13 protein-coding genes are annotated in these 16,201 nt (G+C 45.2%); 11 read left to right on the top strand and 2 right to left on the bottom strand.

What is annotated here, in order from left to right; all coding sequences use genetic code 11:
- Positions 1 to 57 precede the first annotated feature (57 nt).
- From AC1DU2_RS09525 to AC1DU2_RS09485, 9 genes are all read left to right on the top strand, one after another.
- On the top strand, positions 58 to 231 hold the full coding sequence (locus AC1DU2_RS09525; protein ID WP_477356656.1) for a hypothetical protein: 174 nt from the start codon (positions 58 to 60) through the stop codon (positions 229 to 231).
- On the top strand, positions 228 to 3,317 hold the full coding sequence (locus AC1DU2_RS09520; protein WP_477383913.1) for a SusC/RagA family TonB-linked outer membrane protein: 3,090 nt from the start codon (positions 228 to 230) through the stop codon (positions 3,315 to 3,317). Before AC1DU2_RS09525 ends, AC1DU2_RS09520 begins: the two co-directional genes overlap by 4 nt.
- 24 nt (positions 3,318 to 3,341) lie before the next feature.
- Positions 3,342 to 4,898: a RagB/SusD family nutrient uptake outer membrane protein gene (locus AC1DU2_RS09515; RefSeq protein WP_477383910.1), complete on the top strand. Its 1,557-nt coding sequence runs from the start codon at positions 3,342 to 3,344 to the stop codon at positions 4,896 to 4,898.
- A 10-nt stretch (positions 4,899 to 4,908) separates the two neighbouring features.
- On the top strand, positions 4,909 to 5,385 hold the full coding sequence (locus AC1DU2_RS09510) for a hypothetical protein (RefSeq protein ID WP_477383908.1): 477 nt from the start codon (positions 4,909 to 4,911) through the stop codon (positions 5,383 to 5,385).
- Between the two features lie 21 nt (positions 5,386 to 5,406).
- Positions 5,407 to 5,826: a rhodanese-like domain-containing protein gene (locus AC1DU2_RS09505; RefSeq protein WP_477383906.1), complete on the top strand. Its 420-nt coding sequence runs from the start codon at positions 5,407 to 5,409 to the stop codon at positions 5,824 to 5,826.
- Between the two features lie 93 nt (positions 5,827 to 5,919).
- Entirely contained in the window at positions 5,920 to 7,722 is a 1,803-nt protein-coding gene (locus AC1DU2_RS09500; RefSeq protein WP_477384056.1) for an arylsulfatase, read from the top strand.
- A 17-nt stretch (positions 7,723 to 7,739) separates the two neighbouring features.
- Positions 7,740 to 9,620 (top strand): arylsulfatase, encoded by a 1,881-nt coding sequence (locus AC1DU2_RS09495; protein ID WP_477383904.1) that lies wholly within the window; start codon positions 7,740 to 7,742, stop codon positions 9,618 to 9,620.
- A 4-nt stretch (positions 9,621 to 9,624) separates the two neighbouring features.
- Positions 9,625 to 10,356, top strand: a complete 732-nt coding sequence (locus AC1DU2_RS09490; protein WP_477383902.1) for a thioredoxin domain-containing protein — start codon at positions 9,625 to 9,627, stop codon at positions 10,354 to 10,356.
- A gap of 51 nt (positions 10,357 to 10,407) precedes the next feature.
- Positions 10,408 to 11,949 carry an arylsulfatase gene (locus AC1DU2_RS09485; RefSeq protein ID WP_477383900.1) on the top strand — a complete coding sequence of 514 codons (1,542 nt, stop codon included), beginning with the start codon at positions 10,408 to 10,410 and terminating at the stop codon, positions 11,947 to 11,949.
- A gap of 78 nt (positions 11,950 to 12,027) precedes the next feature.
- Here the strand turns inward: AC1DU2_RS09485 and AC1DU2_RS09480 are convergent, their stop codons facing one another.
- Positions 12,028 to 13,260, bottom strand: coding sequence for an RNA polymerase sigma factor (locus tag AC1DU2_RS09480; RefSeq protein ID WP_477383898.1), 1,233 nt, complete (start codon positions 13,258 to 13,260; stop codon positions 12,028 to 12,030).
- Between the two features lie 44 nt (positions 13,261 to 13,304).
- Complete coding sequence (locus AC1DU2_RS09475) at positions 13,305 to 13,658, bottom strand: YciI family protein (RefSeq protein ID WP_147055852.1); 354 nt, start codon at positions 13,656 to 13,658, stop codon at positions 13,305 to 13,307.
- A gap of 298 nt (positions 13,659 to 13,956) precedes the next feature.
- On the opposite strand from AC1DU2_RS09475, the gene AC1DU2_RS09470 reads away from it, so the two are divergent.
- Positions 13,957 to 14,622 carry a Type 1 glutamine amidotransferase-like domain-containing protein gene (locus AC1DU2_RS09470; protein ID WP_477383895.1) on the top strand — a complete coding sequence of 222 codons (666 nt, stop codon included), beginning with the start codon at positions 13,957 to 13,959 and terminating at the stop codon, positions 14,620 to 14,622.
- A gap of 418 nt (positions 14,623 to 15,040) precedes the next feature.
- Positions 15,041 to 16,189, top strand: a complete 1,149-nt coding sequence (locus tag AC1DU2_RS09465; RefSeq protein WP_477383893.1) for an acyltransferase family protein — start codon at positions 15,041 to 15,043, stop codon at positions 16,187 to 16,189.
- Positions 16,190 to 16,201 lie beyond the last annotated feature (12 nt).

Raw genomic sequence — 16,201 nt, 5'->3', positions numbered from 1 at the left:
CAGGGATCGATTGGCGTTGAGCCTGTTTCAATTGTGTCATTTTAACTATTCAAATTTATGCAAAATATTGCGAAAGCAGGGAAAGGCTATGCGTTGCCTTTTTCCCGGCCCGCGGCATCTTTTATGCTGCAGGTAGTTGACGGCGTTTTTCGTCAACAGTACTCATATACCCCGTTTTATGCGGTTATCCAGTCGTCCGGTTTTTCATCTCTTAAAAACCTGTCGACATGAAAAAAACTTTAATAATCGCGCTCTTAGTACTGATTGCCGCCCCGCTGGTAACCTTTGCACAGCAAACGGAGCCAATAATAAATTCCAGACTGGTTGGTCGTGTTATTGATGGCGCTACCAAAGAACCTCTGCCAGGCGCTGTAGTACGTATCGAAGGAACCACACACGCGGTAGCAACCGATATTGAGGGTAAATTCAGCTTTGTGACCGGGCAAAAATTCCCTTACAAACTCATTATTACCTTTACCGGGTACGAAAAACAAGAGTTTATTGCCGATGGCAGCCCGGTAGAAATCCAACTGAAAGATGCCCAAACTCAGCTAAACCAGGTAGTGGTTGTGGGTTATGGCTCGCAAAAACGTAAGGATATTACCGGTTCGGTTGCTTCGGTGCCGGCCCTGGCCTTAAAGCAACCCGTTCCCTCGCTTGACAGGGCTTTGCAGGGCGCTGTTTCTGGTATCCAGGTTACACAAGCCACAGGGCAACCTGGTGCCGGCGTAACCGTGCAGGTGCGTGGTGTAAACTCCATAAATGCCGTTGCCGAACCTTTGTATGTAATAGATGGTTTTCCAACGTCAAACAGTAACTCGTTAACGGATGCCGGCGTAACCAATGGTCCTAAAATTAATCCATTGGCATCTATCAATACCTCGGATATTGAAAGCATCGAGGTTTTAAAAGATGCTTCGGCAACAGCTATTTATGGTACAAGGGGTGCCAATGGTGTTATCATCATCACAACAAAAAAAGGTAAAGCTGGTGTATCATCCATTAATTACGATGGCAGTTACGGTAAGCAGGAAGTGATTAAAACCATACCGCTGTTAAATACAATACAATGGGAAGCATTGCGTAACGATGCTTTGACAAACAGCGGCAAGGCAACACAAACGGAAGCTCAATTAAACCCTTACAATGCCAATACCGACTGGCAGGATGCGGCTTTCCGCAAAGGCAACACGCAAAACCACAGCCTATCAATATTTTCGGGTACCGAAAGAACACGGGTTGCTTTTTCGGGCAACTATTTTAAACAGGACGGTATATTGCAAAATACCAACTTTGCGCGTTATGCAGGTCGCGTAAATGTTGAGCACGATTATAATGATAAGTTCAAAATATCGTCGTTCATAACCGGCAGCCGCACTACAGCCCAGATAGCGCCGGCAGGTGTAGTACCGGCGATTTTGCTGATGACGCCTACTACGCCCATTTACAATGCCGATGGATCGTTCTTTATCAAAAATATATTTGAAGGTACCTACGGTAACCCTATCAATACGCTGTATAACCAAATTAACACCACTACCACAAGCCGTATTTTGGGCAATATAGCCGGCGATTATAGGATTACCGAAAATCTTACAGCAAGGGTACTGGCGGGTATAGATATTATTGATAATAAGCAAAACAGGTATTTGCCAGCTTCGGTATATGAAGGATCTGGTTACTCTGGCCTTGGTGAAGTCGGTACACTTAATTCGTATAACTGGCTTAATGAAAATACCCTTACCTACAATAAAAAATTTGGTAAGCATTCATTAAACGTGTTGGCTGGTTTTACGCAACAACAATTTAAGGCCGAGGGCTCTATCAACGGTGCATCGGGTTTTGTTAGCGATTATGATACTTATAATAACCTTGGCTCGGGAAGTATTACCTCCATATCAGGAAGCGGCTTCGCGATAGCCCCTTCTACATCCTCAAATATCTGGGCGCTGAAATCATACCTGGGCAGGGTAAATTATGGCTTTAACAGCAAATACCTGTTAACGCTCACCTTGCGTGCCGATGGTTCATCAAAATTTGCACCAGGGCATCAGTGGGCGTCCTTCCCATCTGCAGCGGTAGCCTGGAATGCCTCGAGCGAAGATTTTCTTAAAAATGTAACTGCTATCAGCCAGTTAAAACTGCGCCTGAGCGCCGGCCAAACCGGTAACAGCGATATTCCGGCATACCAGTCATACTCGCAATTAGGTTATTATCGTTACAACTTTGGTAATACCACTGTTGCCGGTTTTGCACCCAACAGCCTGTACAACCCCAACTTAACATGGGAAAAAACAGCTCAATATGATCTTGGTTTCGACCTTGGTTTATTTAAAGACCGCATCAGTATAACGGCCGATGTGTATTACAAAAAAACAACCAACCTGTTGCTTTATCTGCCATTGCCCGCTACAAGTGGTTTAACCATTATTACCAATACTGCCATCACCAACCCGCAGCAATATGAAAACGTGGGCTCGGTGCAAAATAAAGGTTTCGAGATTGGGATAAACTCGCATAACCTAACCGGTGGTTTTGTGTGGAACACCAACCTGGTATTTGCTGTTAACCGGAACAAGGTATTAAGCCTGGGCGGCAATGGAGTTACCCAGTTCATTCCGGATTCGTCCCTGCCTTCTATCCTTAAAGTTGGTGAGCCTATTGGTTCATTTATCGGCTACAAAACCAATGGCTTAATCCAGGCCGGCGGTACGATACTTACCCCGGCCGCCAATACATCGGCTGGCGGCCAAAACTACAAGGATATCAATGGAGATGGCAAAATAACACAAGTGGCCGATAGGGTAATTCTTGGTAACGCCCAACCTAAATTTACAGGTGGTATTACCAACACATTTTCCTATAAAGGCATCGACTTAAGCGTATTTCTGCAAGGCTCCTATGGTAATAAAATTTATAACCAGCAAAGGGCGGTATTGGAACTTGGTACAGGTTACACCAATGCCACCACCACGTTACTCAACCGCTGGACACCAACAAATACCAATACCGATGTTCACAGCGCTTTCCAGGACCCGGCGCCAACCATATCTGACAGGTTTGTAGAGAATGGTTCATACCTGCGTCTTAAAAGCCTCAGTATAGGCTATACTTTCCCGCAATCGGTACTTTCCACGTCGCCAATCAAGAAGATCAGGATCTATGCAAACGCGCAAAACCTGGCTACCTGGACTAAATATACCGGGTACGATCCGGAAGTAAGCAGTAATGAGCAGTCGGCCATTACCTCGGGTGTTGATAATGGGGCTTATCCTAACAACAAGTCGTTTATTGTAGGTATAGGGATCACCCTGTAGCGGTTAACTTTTGATTTTTAAAACATGAAAACTAAAAATATTAAATACCTGATCTTACTGATCGCTCTCGGCGCTGTTTCATGCGCCAAACTCAATGAGGATCCGCGATCATTTATACCGGCAAGCCAGTTTTATAAAACCCAGGCCGATGCCGTAGCTTCGGTTACAGCTGCTTACTCGTTGTTAAACGCAGGCGCAAACAGCGTTCAAACACCATATAATACCCTTTTTAATACAGGTATGGATTTTATGGGTGATGACGAAGGCCCTGGTCCTGGTGCTACAAACGCCGATGTACGTTCACAAGCAGTGCTTGGGCATTCGGCATCGGGCCTGCGTATTTTGCAGATATGGCAACAACATTATGCGGCTATAAAAAAGGCCAACATTGCCATTGATACCATACCCGATATTAAATTTGATGCTACGCTAAACAAAAGGCTTGTTGCCGAAGCGAAGTTTTTGAGGGCTTTGTATTACTTTAACCTGGTGCGTTTGTACGGCGATGTGCCTTTGGTACTTCACGATCAAACGTCTATCAACCTGTCTGATCTGCAGGTTCCCAGAACGGCTGCCGCTACGGTTTACACCCAGATAGAAACTGATTTAACCGCTGCCGCAACCGATTTGCCGAATAGCTATACCGGCGCAGATGTTGGCAGGGCAACCGCGGGTGCGGCGTATTCATTATTGGCCAAAGTTTATCTTACCGAGCGTAAATGGGACAAGGCCGTAACCCAGGCCGAAGCGGTGATAAGCGGCCCGTACGGGTACGATTTGTTTACCAACTATGCCGATGTATTTTTGCCTGCTACCGAAAATGGCAAAGAACACATTTTCTCGGCCCAGTTTAAATCAAACTCGCAGGGGCAAGGCAATAACCAGGCGCCGCGGTCTGTGCTGAACGGCATACCCGGCATGGTAGGTAGTTATGCCGACCAGGTAGTGTTTTATTCGGTACCCGATGCTACCAAACCGAATGGCGTAGATAAGTTTTTTAGTATCTATAAACTATATCCGGCCAATGATAAACGTAAGCGGGTAAGCTTTGTAACACGTTTTCAAAGCCCTGCAACCAACCTGTACTATGGTAAGCTGAATGATGCTACAATAGCTAACGACTCGATCCCCTTCTTTAATAAATATTTTGACCCGAGTGTAGCTGCCAACGAAGCAGAATCGGGCGCTAATGTGCCAATCATCCGTTTTTCGGACGTGCTGTTGATCCATGCTGAAGCGGAGAATGAGCTGAATGGTCCTACTACTAAAGCTTATGCATCTATCAACCGGGTTAGGAAACGTGCCGGGCTTGATGACCTTTCGGGGCTTGACCAGGCATCTTTTCGCAATGCGGTTTATTTAGAACGAAGACTGGAATTTGTTTTTGAGTACCAGCGCTGGTTTGATTTGATCCGCGAACGTGATGCATCGGGCAAGGGCATACTTGAGGCGAGTTTGCTTAAGGTGGGCAAAACCAATGTAAGCAAAGGCGCGGCGGGTAAATTTTACCTGTTCCCGATACCGCAGCAGGAAATAGATAATAGCAACGGCAAGCTCACCCAAAATCCTGGCTGGCAATAAAACCATAGTGATGAAAAAAGTAATTGTTATCCTTTTGATGCTGACAGGCTTTTCGGGCCGGGTATTTGCCCAGGCGGCCCCTGTCGAAAGCGGCTCGCACGGTATCGACCCACGGGTAAGTGCTGCCGTGCTGCAGGTGCTTGATGAGTATATGACCACCTTTAATGCCAAAGATTTGAAGGGTTGGGAGGCCACCTACCAGTTTCCGCATTACCGGCTGGCCGGCGGAAAAATGTCAGTGTTAGAGAAAGCCGGCCTGCGCGATTCGGCCAAAGTTTTTGGCGAGCTGCATAAGGCAGGGTGGGACCACAGCCAGTGGGACCACCGCAATATTGTGCAGGCATCAGCCGATAAGGTGCACGTGGATACCCGGTTTTCGCGCTTCCGGGCCGATGGCAGCCTCATAGGGCAATATGAATCATTGTACATATTAACTAAGGAAAACGGCCGCTGGGGCGTAAAATTTCGCTCCAGCTACGCCGAATAATATCAAGATTAAACTAATGTCATGAAACAACTAAACATCATTATCCTGCTGCTCCTGGTGGTTACAGGTATACAGGCTCAAACTTACGTGCAAAAAAAATCGGCTAAAATTGTAGTAACACCCGAAGTAAGTAAAAAACTGCTTGCCGAGGTAGAGCAGGGTAAAGCCTACCTGGTAGATGTACGCACCCCGGATGAATATAACAAGGAGCATTTAAAGTATGCGGCCAATATCAATATCAAGGGTGCTGATTTTGCCGATCAGATCAAAAAATTAGACAAAACAAAGCACATATACCTGTATTGCCATTCTGGTAACCGCAGCGGCAAAGCTGCAGATTCCCTGGCAACGCTGGGGTATAGTTTGGGCTACAATATTGGCGCCATTGATAGCTTAACAAAGGTTGGCTTCCCTGCTCAACAGGCTCAATTTAAACCATAACATACACATATCATGAAGATATTAAACAAGTTGACAAAAAAACTGCCGGGGCATTCCGAAACCGGTTACCATAAAAAAACATGGCCTGTTATAATGGCCATTGGTTTAATTGGGTTGCAAAGTGCAAAGGCCCAAAATAATCAACCTTATGGCGGCGTGGTGGGCAAAACGCTTGATGATTCAAAGGAGTGGTGGCCCGAGCCGCATAAAGCGCCCGCCGGCGCCCCAAACGTATTGTGGATTATTTTAGATGATGTTGGCTTTGGGGCATCAAGCACTTTTGGCGGCATCATTAAAACCCCCAATTTTGATACGCTGGCCAGTAACGGGCTGCGTTATACCAACTTTCATACGGCTGGTATTTGTGCGCCAACACGGTCGGCCCTGCTTACCGGGCGTAACCACCACTATGTTCATGAGGGCGGTTTTTCGCACGTAAACTTGTCAGCTGGTTTCCCGGGGTATGATGGTCGTATCCCCTCAGACAAGGGAACCATTGCCGAAATATTACGCGAGAATGGCTACAATACTTTTGCAGTGGGCAAATACGGGCTTACGCCTGATGAAGACGCTACCGATGCCGGTCCCTTTGACCGCTGGCCTACAGGTAAAGGCTTTGACCACTTCTTTGGTTTCCTCGGCTCGGCTACAGATCAGTACAAGCCCGATTTGGTTGAGGATAACGCCCATGTAACACCGGATGGCCGCCACCTTAACGACCAGATAACCGATAAAGCCATATTTTACTTAACCCGTCAGCATAAAGCAGCGCCCGATAAACCATTCTTTTTATACTATGCCCCGGGTGCCACCCATTCGCCCCACCAGGTGGCCACCGAGTGGAGCGATCTTTACAAAGGCCAGTTTGATAGCGGCTGGGACGATTTCAGGGAAAAAGTTATAGCCAGGCAAAAACAACTGGGCATTATTCCGGCTTATGCCAAACTGCCTGAGCGCAACCCTCGCATCCCGGCCTGGAACTCACTACCGGCAGCCGAGAAAAAGCTGTATGCCCGTTTCATGGAAGTTTACGCCGGATATTTAACCTACACCGATCATGAAGTTGGCAGGCTTATTAATCATTTAAAACAAAGCGGGCAACTGGATAATACCTTGGTATTTGTAATCATTGGCGATAACGGGGCAAGTAAGGAAGGTACAGTTCACGGTGTTATCAATCCTAAAAAGAACTCAGCCAAACTGGTTGCAGAAGATACTTACCTGAAAACCAACATTGAAGATATTACCGATATAGGCACACCGCAGGCCACTACCAATTATCCCCTGGGCTGGGCACAGGCCGCTAATACACCATTTAAATACTGGAAACAGGATGCCAACTCAGAAGGCGGCACACGCAATCCGCTTATTGTGTATTATCCAAAGGGCATTAAAGATAAAGGGACTATCCGTACCCAATATGGGCATGTAATTGATGTGCTGCCTACCACGCTGGAGTTTACCGGTATCAAACTACCGGAATATATAAAGGGTGTTAAGCAAGACACTATACAAGGTACATCGCTGGTGTATTCCTTTGATCATCCTGAAGCGCCCACCCGCCATGTTTTGCAGCACTATTACATTTTTGGCTCACGGTCGGTTTATAGCGATGGCTGGAAAGCAGAGGCTGCGCACCACCCGGACAACGTGGAACTGGGTGATTTTAAGGTTGGACAGAATGTGCCCGATAAAAGCTTTGACGAAGATGTATGGGAACTGTACAACTTGAACCAGGATTTTAACGAACGTGTTGACCTGGCAAAAAAATACCCTGAAAAGTTAAAAGAGCTTAAAGCGGTTTTTGACCAGCAGGCTAAAAAGAACAACCTGTATCCGTTTATCGACTGGTACGATGTTTACCACCAGCGCATCCACAAAAATTATAAAAAGTAAAACTAAATAGTACGATCATGAAATACGCCTATCATCGAATTATAGCCCTATCGGCCATAGCTGTTGTGTTTAGCGTGCCTGCTTTTGCGCAGTTGCCGCAGGTACCGGTAACGCCGCAAAACATAGCACCTATTGATCCTTCCACTTATAAAGGCGTGGAGGGAAAAACGCTTGCCGAATCAAAAGAATGGTGGAACAAACCGCTTAAAGCCCCTAAAGGAGCACCCAATATTGTTTGGATATTGCTGGATGACGTTGGCTTTGGTGCATCCGGCACTTTCGGCGGGCTTATCAGTACCCCAAATTTTGATACACTGGCCAATAATGGTCTGCGGTATACCAATTTCCACACGGCTGGTATTTGCGCGCCAACACGGTCGTCATTACTTACCGGGCGCAATCACCATTATGTGCATATGGGTAACTTTGCCCACGCCTCTACGGCGGCCGGGTTCCCCGGTTATGATGGCCGTATCCCGGCTGATAAAGGCACCATTGCCGAAGCACTTCGCGCCAACGGTTACAGCACTTTCGCGGTGGGCAAATGGGGTGTAACGCCCGATGAGGATACCACGGCAGTTGGCCCGTTTGACCGCTGGCCTACTGGCAAAGGTTTTGACCATCACTTCGGTTTCCTGGAATCGGCGACAGACCAGTATCACCCGCCGCACTTGGTAGAGGATAACTTCCACATTAAACCAGATGGCCGTAACCTGAACGAGCAGATAACCGATAAAGCCATCGCTTATATTGACGCAGCACATAAGGCGGCGCCCGATCAGCCTTTCTTTTTGTATTACGCGCCGGGCGCCACGCATGCACCGCACCAGGTAAGTCATGAATGGAGCGACTTGTATAAAGGCAAATTTGATGAGGGTTGGGACGTATACCGCCAACGGGTTTTTGATAACCAGAAAAAAGCTGGCTATATTCCCGCTTATGCCAAACTGCCCGAACGTAACGAACGTATCCAGGCCTGGAACAGCCTGCCTGCCGATCAAAAGAAACTGTATGCCCGTTTTATGGAAGTTTATGCGGGGTATCTTACCTATATAGACAACCAGGTTGGCCGGGTTATCAGCTACCTGAAAGCATCGGGCCAGTTTGATAATACATTGGTTTTTGTGATGATAGGGGATAACGGCGCAAGTAAGGAAGGAACCGTTCACGGTGTCATCAACCCTAAAAACTCTGCTCTAACTACGCTTGAGGCTGATTACATCAAAAAAAACGAAAGCGATTACGAAACAATCGGCACACCCGAAGCTTCAACCAATTACCCGTTGGGTTGGGCACAAGCAGCTAACACGCCATTTAAATACTGGAAATCAGATGCCGATGCCGAAGGGGGGACCCATAACCCGCTGATTGTTTACTATCCAAAACTGATCAAAGAAAAAGGCACCATTCGCACCCAATACGGCCATGTTTCGGATATCTTCCCTACCACCATCGAAGCTGCCGGTTTAAAACTGCCCGGGTTTATTAAGGGTATTAAACAGGATACCTTGCAAGGCAAATCGCTGTTCAGCTCGTTTAATAATGCCCAGGCAAAATCGTTACATACCCAACAGTACTATTACATTTTTACTTCAAGGTCTATCTATAAAGATGGCTGGAAGGCCGAGGCTGCGCACCGCCCGGATAACGTAGACCTGATAAACTTTCCGAAGGAGAAAACCATCCCCGAGCGTAATTATGATAAAGACGTTTGGAAACTGTATAACCTGAACGAAGATTTTAACGAACGTGTTGACCTGGCTAAGAAATACCCGGAAAAGCTAAAGGAACTGAAAGATTTGTTTGATGCCGAAGCTAAGAAGAACCACATCTATCCATTTATCGATAGGGATGATATTAACAATAAAAGAATCCATCACCTCGAAAACAACAATTAAGATTATGAAAAACTTAAAAACTATTTTACTGGCCCTGCTGGTAATTTTTACCGGCGAGGTAAAAGCGCAATCGCCTGCTTTGTTATCGCTTGAAGCCTTTGCCGCTAAATTAAAACAGGCCAAAGATCCGCAGGTACTTGACGCCCGCGCTGCCGAAGAGTTTGCACAAAACCATATTAAAGGCGCTACAAATGTTGATGCCAAAGCTGCCGACTATCAGCAAAAACTTGATGGGCTGGATAAGGCTAAACCTACGTTTGTTTATTCAATAGCCAATGGCCGTAGTGCTGTGCTGTCGCGCGAGTTAAGGGCCAAAGGCTTTAAAGATGTAGAAGAGCTTCCGGGTGGTTTGGCTAACTGGATTGGCTCCGGCTATCCCATTATTTCAACTACTAAAAAAGGCGTGTCGCTTTCCAATGCCCAGTTTACCGAATTGGCCGCTTCATCGCCATTGGTTTTGGTTGATTTTGGATCGAGGTATTGCGGCGCCTGCAAAAAACTGGTGCCTGTGCTTGATTCATTGAAGGCCAATTCTGCCTTTACGCCCAAGGTGATCAGCATTGAAGTTTATGACAACACCGCCCTTGCCAAAGAGTTAAAAGTAAATGTGCTGCCAACACTGGTATTGTATAAAAACGGCAAGGAAGTTTGGAAAAAGCAGGGCTTTTCATCAACCACCCAAATAGCCGCCGTTGCCGATCAGGCGAAAACAGGCCTGGCTGCCAATGGTAAATAAAGCAAAGCTATGCTAAAACGAATTTGCTGCCTACTTCTTATTATATTGTATATGGGGCCTGCATTTGGGCAGGCCCCTAAACAAAAGCCCAATATCGTCATCATTTTGGCCGACGATATGGGCTTTTCTGATATCGGCTGTTTTGGCTCGGAAATCAGCACGCCTAATATAGACAGGCTGGCCAGCGAGGGCCTTAAAATGACCCAGTTTTATAACGCAGGCCGGTGTTGCCCATCGCGGGCGGCGTTGTTAACCGGTTTATACCCTCACCAGGCTGGTGTGGGCGATATGATAAAATATAAAGGCTCGCCCGCATACCAGGGATTTTTAAACGAAAACAGCGCCACCATTGCCGAGTTGTTAAAAGATGAAGCGGGTTATAATACCATAGTATCGGGAAAATGGCATGTAGGTTTGCAGCAATCTGCACTGGCCTATAATCGCGGGTTCGATAGGTCATTTACGATGTTGAACAACGGCAGCAGCTACTTTAATTCGGCACCGCTGTATAACGATGGCAGCAAGATTACTTTTATGCTGAATGATAAAGAAGTAACCCGCAATGATACTTCAAAATATCTAACACAGGCCATTACAGATTTTGCTCTCAAATCTTTAGACGAGATCGAAGCGCAGCAAAAACCTTTCTTTATGTACGTAGCTTATAATGCACCGCACTGGCCTATCCAGGCCTTGCCCCGGGATATTGCAAAATATAAGGGCCAGTACCTTAAAGGTTGGGACGTTTTGCGAAAACAACGCTACGAAAAGCAATTGGCGGCAGGTATCATCAAAAAGCAATGGCAATTATCTGCACGTGATAAGCGCGCACCGGCCTGGGATTCCTTATCTGCCGAAGAAAAAGATAAATGGGACACCCGTATGGCCATTTATGCAGCCATGGTTTACCGCATGGACGCTTGCATAGGCGAAATTATGACTAAATTGAAGCAACTGGGAAAAGATAAGAATACCATACTCCTTTTCGCCTCAGATAACGGCGGCAGTGCCGATGAAGTAAAAAGTTTATCTACGGTCATCCAAAAATCTGGCGTACCCGGCTCGGTAAATTCAATAGATAGTTATGAGATACCCTGGGCCAACGTAAGTAATACGCCGTTTAAACTGTTTAAACGCAATACGCATGAGGGCGGCATAGCAACACCACTCATAGCGTGGTATCCGGGGCACATTAAAGCAGGCAGCACCAACAGCAGTCCTGGGCACCTGATTGATCTGATGCCCACCTGTCTTGATCTGGCAGGCGTAAGATATCCAACTCAATTTAAAAACAGGCAGCTAACACCCCTGGCAGGTGTTAGTTTGGCTGATGCATTTAAACGCAAACCTTTCACCGGTAATAAAACACTGTTTTGGGAGCACGAAGGCAGCAGGGCCATAAGGAAAGGCAAATGGAAACTGGTTGCCGAGCCGGGGCAACCCTGGGAGTTATATAACCTTGATGCGGATCGGTCTGAAATAAACAATGTAGCAGATAAATTTCCGGCATTAGTCAATCAGCTGAAGGACGAATATATTCAATGGGCAGCAAAAGTGGGTGTTGTTGACTGGAGTAAAATAGCAAATCTTTGAGTGTCCCACCCCAAGTTTCCTTGCTGACCGTAGGAATGAAAATTCCTAATACGCGATCTTTTGACGTACGTATGCCGATCATTCTTCAAGTTCGTCTATTTTTTTCTGGATAATTTTTTTATCTGCTGATGTTCTGGCAATAGTCAGGGCGTTTTGAAAATTCGTTTTTGCTTTTTGGTTATCAATACCGGTATAAAGCTGGCCCAGCAATGCAAAATAAAACTGATTGTCCGTAAGGTTCAATTTTTCGGCTTCAACAATGGCTTCCTCCTTACTGTTTGCTTTAGCCAGCGCATAGGTACGGTTAAGCGCCGCTACAGGCGAATAGGCAATCTGCAAATAACGATTATAAAGCTGTAATATGTTTTCCCATTTCGCTTTAGTGTCCGCTTTCTGCGTGCTCCAATAGGCAATTGAGGCCTCCAGGTGATATTTTGAAAGTGTACTGCCTATAGCCGACTTGTTTAAATAATATCCGCCTTTGAGGATCATATCCGCATTCCACAGGCTTGTATCCTGATCATGATACAAAATTATTTCGCCGTTTTTATTTAACCGTGCATCAAACCGCGAGGCGTGAAAATACATCAGCGCAAGCAGGGCATTAACCGCAGGTTTATTGGTATGCTCATTGTCGGCAAGCATTTGGCATAGCCTGATGGCCTCAAAGCACAAATCCTGCCGCAGTACCTGATTTTGGCTAATGGAATAATATCCCTCGTTAAACAGCAGGTAAATGGTTGTCAGTACAACTTCAAGTCGCTTATCTATCTGCGCCGGAGCGGGAAGCTCTATTTTGATCTGCGCCTCGCGTAACTTTTCCCGGGCCCGATACAAGCGCTTGTTTATGGTTTCCTTGTTACTCAGGAAAGCCTCAGAGATCTCATCAATGCCAAACCCGCAGAGGATCCTGAGCGACAAGCCCACCTGGGCCTCAGGAGGGATACAAGGGTGGCAAATAGCGAACATCATTTGTAACTGACTATCGCTAATGTTTTGCGGCGATAAATCTATCTCAGTTTCATAGCGTCCTGAAAAGTCGCTTTTTACTTGCGGCGCAACTTTAGTTTGAAAAGTTAAATCGCGCTGTAAATAATTTTTTGCTTTGTTTTGAGCAACGCGATACAACCAGGCGACAGGATTTTGGGGTAGCCCGTTAAACCCCCAGGTTTGCGCGGCGGTGAGGAAGGTTTCACTGGCGATGTCCTCGGCTGTCTCCATTTCATCAAACCCAAAGCGCCTGCACAATACCGAGACTATCTTCCGGTATTCCGTCCTGAATAAATGTGGTATTAACTCCTGTTGTTCCATAAGCGGGAAAGCCCCTATAAATGTACAGAGGCTTTTTAAAGCTTTTAGTGTGCCCCATCATTTTTGGCAATGCGGCGTACTTCCATCGTATTGCCTTCGCCTTGCAAAACCGGGCAGCCTTTTGCAAATTCCGCCGCCTCGTCTGCAGATTCGGCTCTTACCACAATAAACCCACCTATAGTTTCCTTAATCTCGCCAAACGGACCATTGGTAACCATTTTGTTGGAATGAACCACACGGGCATCGTCAAAAGGCAGGCCCGTGCCGCTTACAAATTTGTTTTGGGCGGCGATACTGCCTATCCAATCCATGGTTTGTTTCATCCATATTTGCATTTGCTCTGGCGAGGCTATTTTTGTACCATCCTCATGTCTCATAATTAGCGCATACTCGTTCATTTTTTTAAGCTTTAATTGTTATTGAATTTATGAATTATAACCCGATAACAATTGAGGTTTTTGGAATTGGACAAGGGCTGCAAAAAAAGCATGCTCTCTCGTTTGACTGGCAGGGTTTAACTCAGATGTTACCGGCCATTCTTTACATGATTTTTTTGAAGCACATCAATATGGCATACCAATACACATCGTCGCAAAATACCTCCATATTGCCGCAATTGACCCACCGCTGTTTACGTCATGCATTTTATTTTTATACAATCATTATAATTACTTTAATCTATCAATTTGAAACATCATGAAGCTGCTTCTCACTTCTGCCGGCATAAGCAATACAAGCATCCATAAAGCACTTATTGACTTACTGGGGAAACCCGTTGCCGAAGCCCGCGCCCTTTTTATCCCTACCGCCATATACGGCATAGCCGGTGGGGCCGATATATCACGCAAGGTAATTTGCGGGCAGTTAGGCGATCCTTTCTGTGATCTGGGTTGGAAATCATTAGGAATACTGGAACTTACTGCACTGCCAACCATCAAAGAAGAACTTTGGTTGCCCATGCTGCAGGAGACTGATGCCTTGCTGGTTGGAGGGGGCGATTGCCAGTATTTGTGTTACTGGATGCAGCAATCGGGCCTGGCAAAACGTTTGCCTTCGTTATTGCAAAAGATGGTGTATGTGGGCTTAAGCGCCGGAAGTATGATCATGACCCGCTTTGGAACCACTTACGGTAACCATAATTTGCCGACCGAAAGTGATAAGTCGCTAAAACTGGTTGATTTTGCTTTACACCCGCATTTAGATCATGAATGGTTCCCGAAGAATTCTATGGACAATATTGAAAAACTGGCCGCTACGATAGCAGTACCTTCATACGCGATTGACGACCAGACCGCCATAAAAGTGACCGACGACGGCATTGAGGTTATCAGCGAAGGGCACTGGAAGCTGTTTAATCCCTGAAACCGGGAGGCGCGGTAAATTCGCGATAGCTATTTTATTCTATCGATTGTATGACTGTAAAAAAAGTAAAAAGCCATTTTTTTATCCGCTCCCCCTTTGTTTTTATGACGATAGCTTATCCTGGTGCCCGGAATTCCGAAAGATGGCATTCATTGTTTTAGCTAAAAACTCATTGATTGGAAATTTGCAAACCCTTTAAAACTTTTAGGGCATGTTAGGGTTTTTAATATAAATCTTATGGTATTGACTATTCTTTTCTCATGAACAATCCCAAATTTTTTGTAACGCTCTGGATTTGGAAAATAAAAGCCAATCAACTTATTAGTGGATATTTCAAAATCACTCCTCGCAAAAACGCTTTTCCCGGAAAACGCCGAAAATTTTTCATCATCGCCTAAAAAAATAGAAATAATTATTCATGGATCCATTTAATACCCAATTTATACGAAATGAAAAACGATGGCCGTGGATAGATTATGATAAGGGAATCAGTATTATACTGGTTGCTTACGGCCACTGCTATGAAACCCTGAAAGATCACGGACTGGCATTAGCGCAATATCCTTTTTTTAATTACATAGGCGTTTTTTTGTACGGCTTCCGTATGCCCTTGTTCTTTATTATATCCGGGCTGCTCATCGTAAAAAGCTTAAACAAAAAAGGATTACCCGCCTACATTAGCAACAGAAGCAATAATATACTACACCCCTTGTTTGTGTGGGGAATAATACAGGTTACGTTGCAAATTATCATGAACCATTTTACCCACAATGGATACACTGCAATAGATTATTTAAACCTGATCATCAATCCACGGCGAACGGGAATTTTCTGGTACCTGAATGCATTGTATTGCATCGGTGTAATTTATGCGTTCTTACACGTTAAGCTGAAGGTTGCCGGTTTGGTACAGCTGTGTATAGGTGCGGTGTTGTATGCGCTGTTCCCGCTGATGTATCATATTAAAGCAGGTTTGTTTACTGACATTTTTGAATATTATATCTTTTTTGCCCTGGGCGATTTATTGTCGGGCTTAATGCTTAACGATAAAAAAATGCAAGCCTACACGTCATGGAAATTTTTCATTCCCCTTGTTATTGCTTTTTTGGCAATTCAATATTATAGTACCCCCTTTAATTTACAGGCATCTGATTTTGGAATCAGGTATGTGGAAGTTAATAAACCTTACCTGTTTTTTGCACAGGCAATAATTGGCTGCGCCCTGTCAATCAATTGCTCTTTCTTTTTACAAAAACTACAGGCACTAAAATTCCTGCGTATTGTGGGTTATCATTCGTTGTATATTTATTGTGTACAAATAATTGTAATGACGGTAACACGCACTGTGTGCATGGGTATTTTACATATTACTTATGTGCCCGCACTGATATTTATTATCTGGACGGCCGGAATTGTACTACCCATTTTCTTTTATAATTTGTGTCTCCGATACGGTTTTTGGTGGTTGTTTAGCTACAGAAAACCCGAAAGGGAAATAACATACGTTAAAACTGCTGACATTTTTGGTTTTGTAAAACGCAAAAAGATAGCAGAAACAAGCCGATAAAAATGGACTTTT

The sequence above is a fragment of the Mucilaginibacter sp. P4_C11 genome, assembly GCF_056402115.1.
Note: the sequence above shows the minus strand (reverse complement) of the source record. Positions and strands in the feature narration are given on the sequence as shown.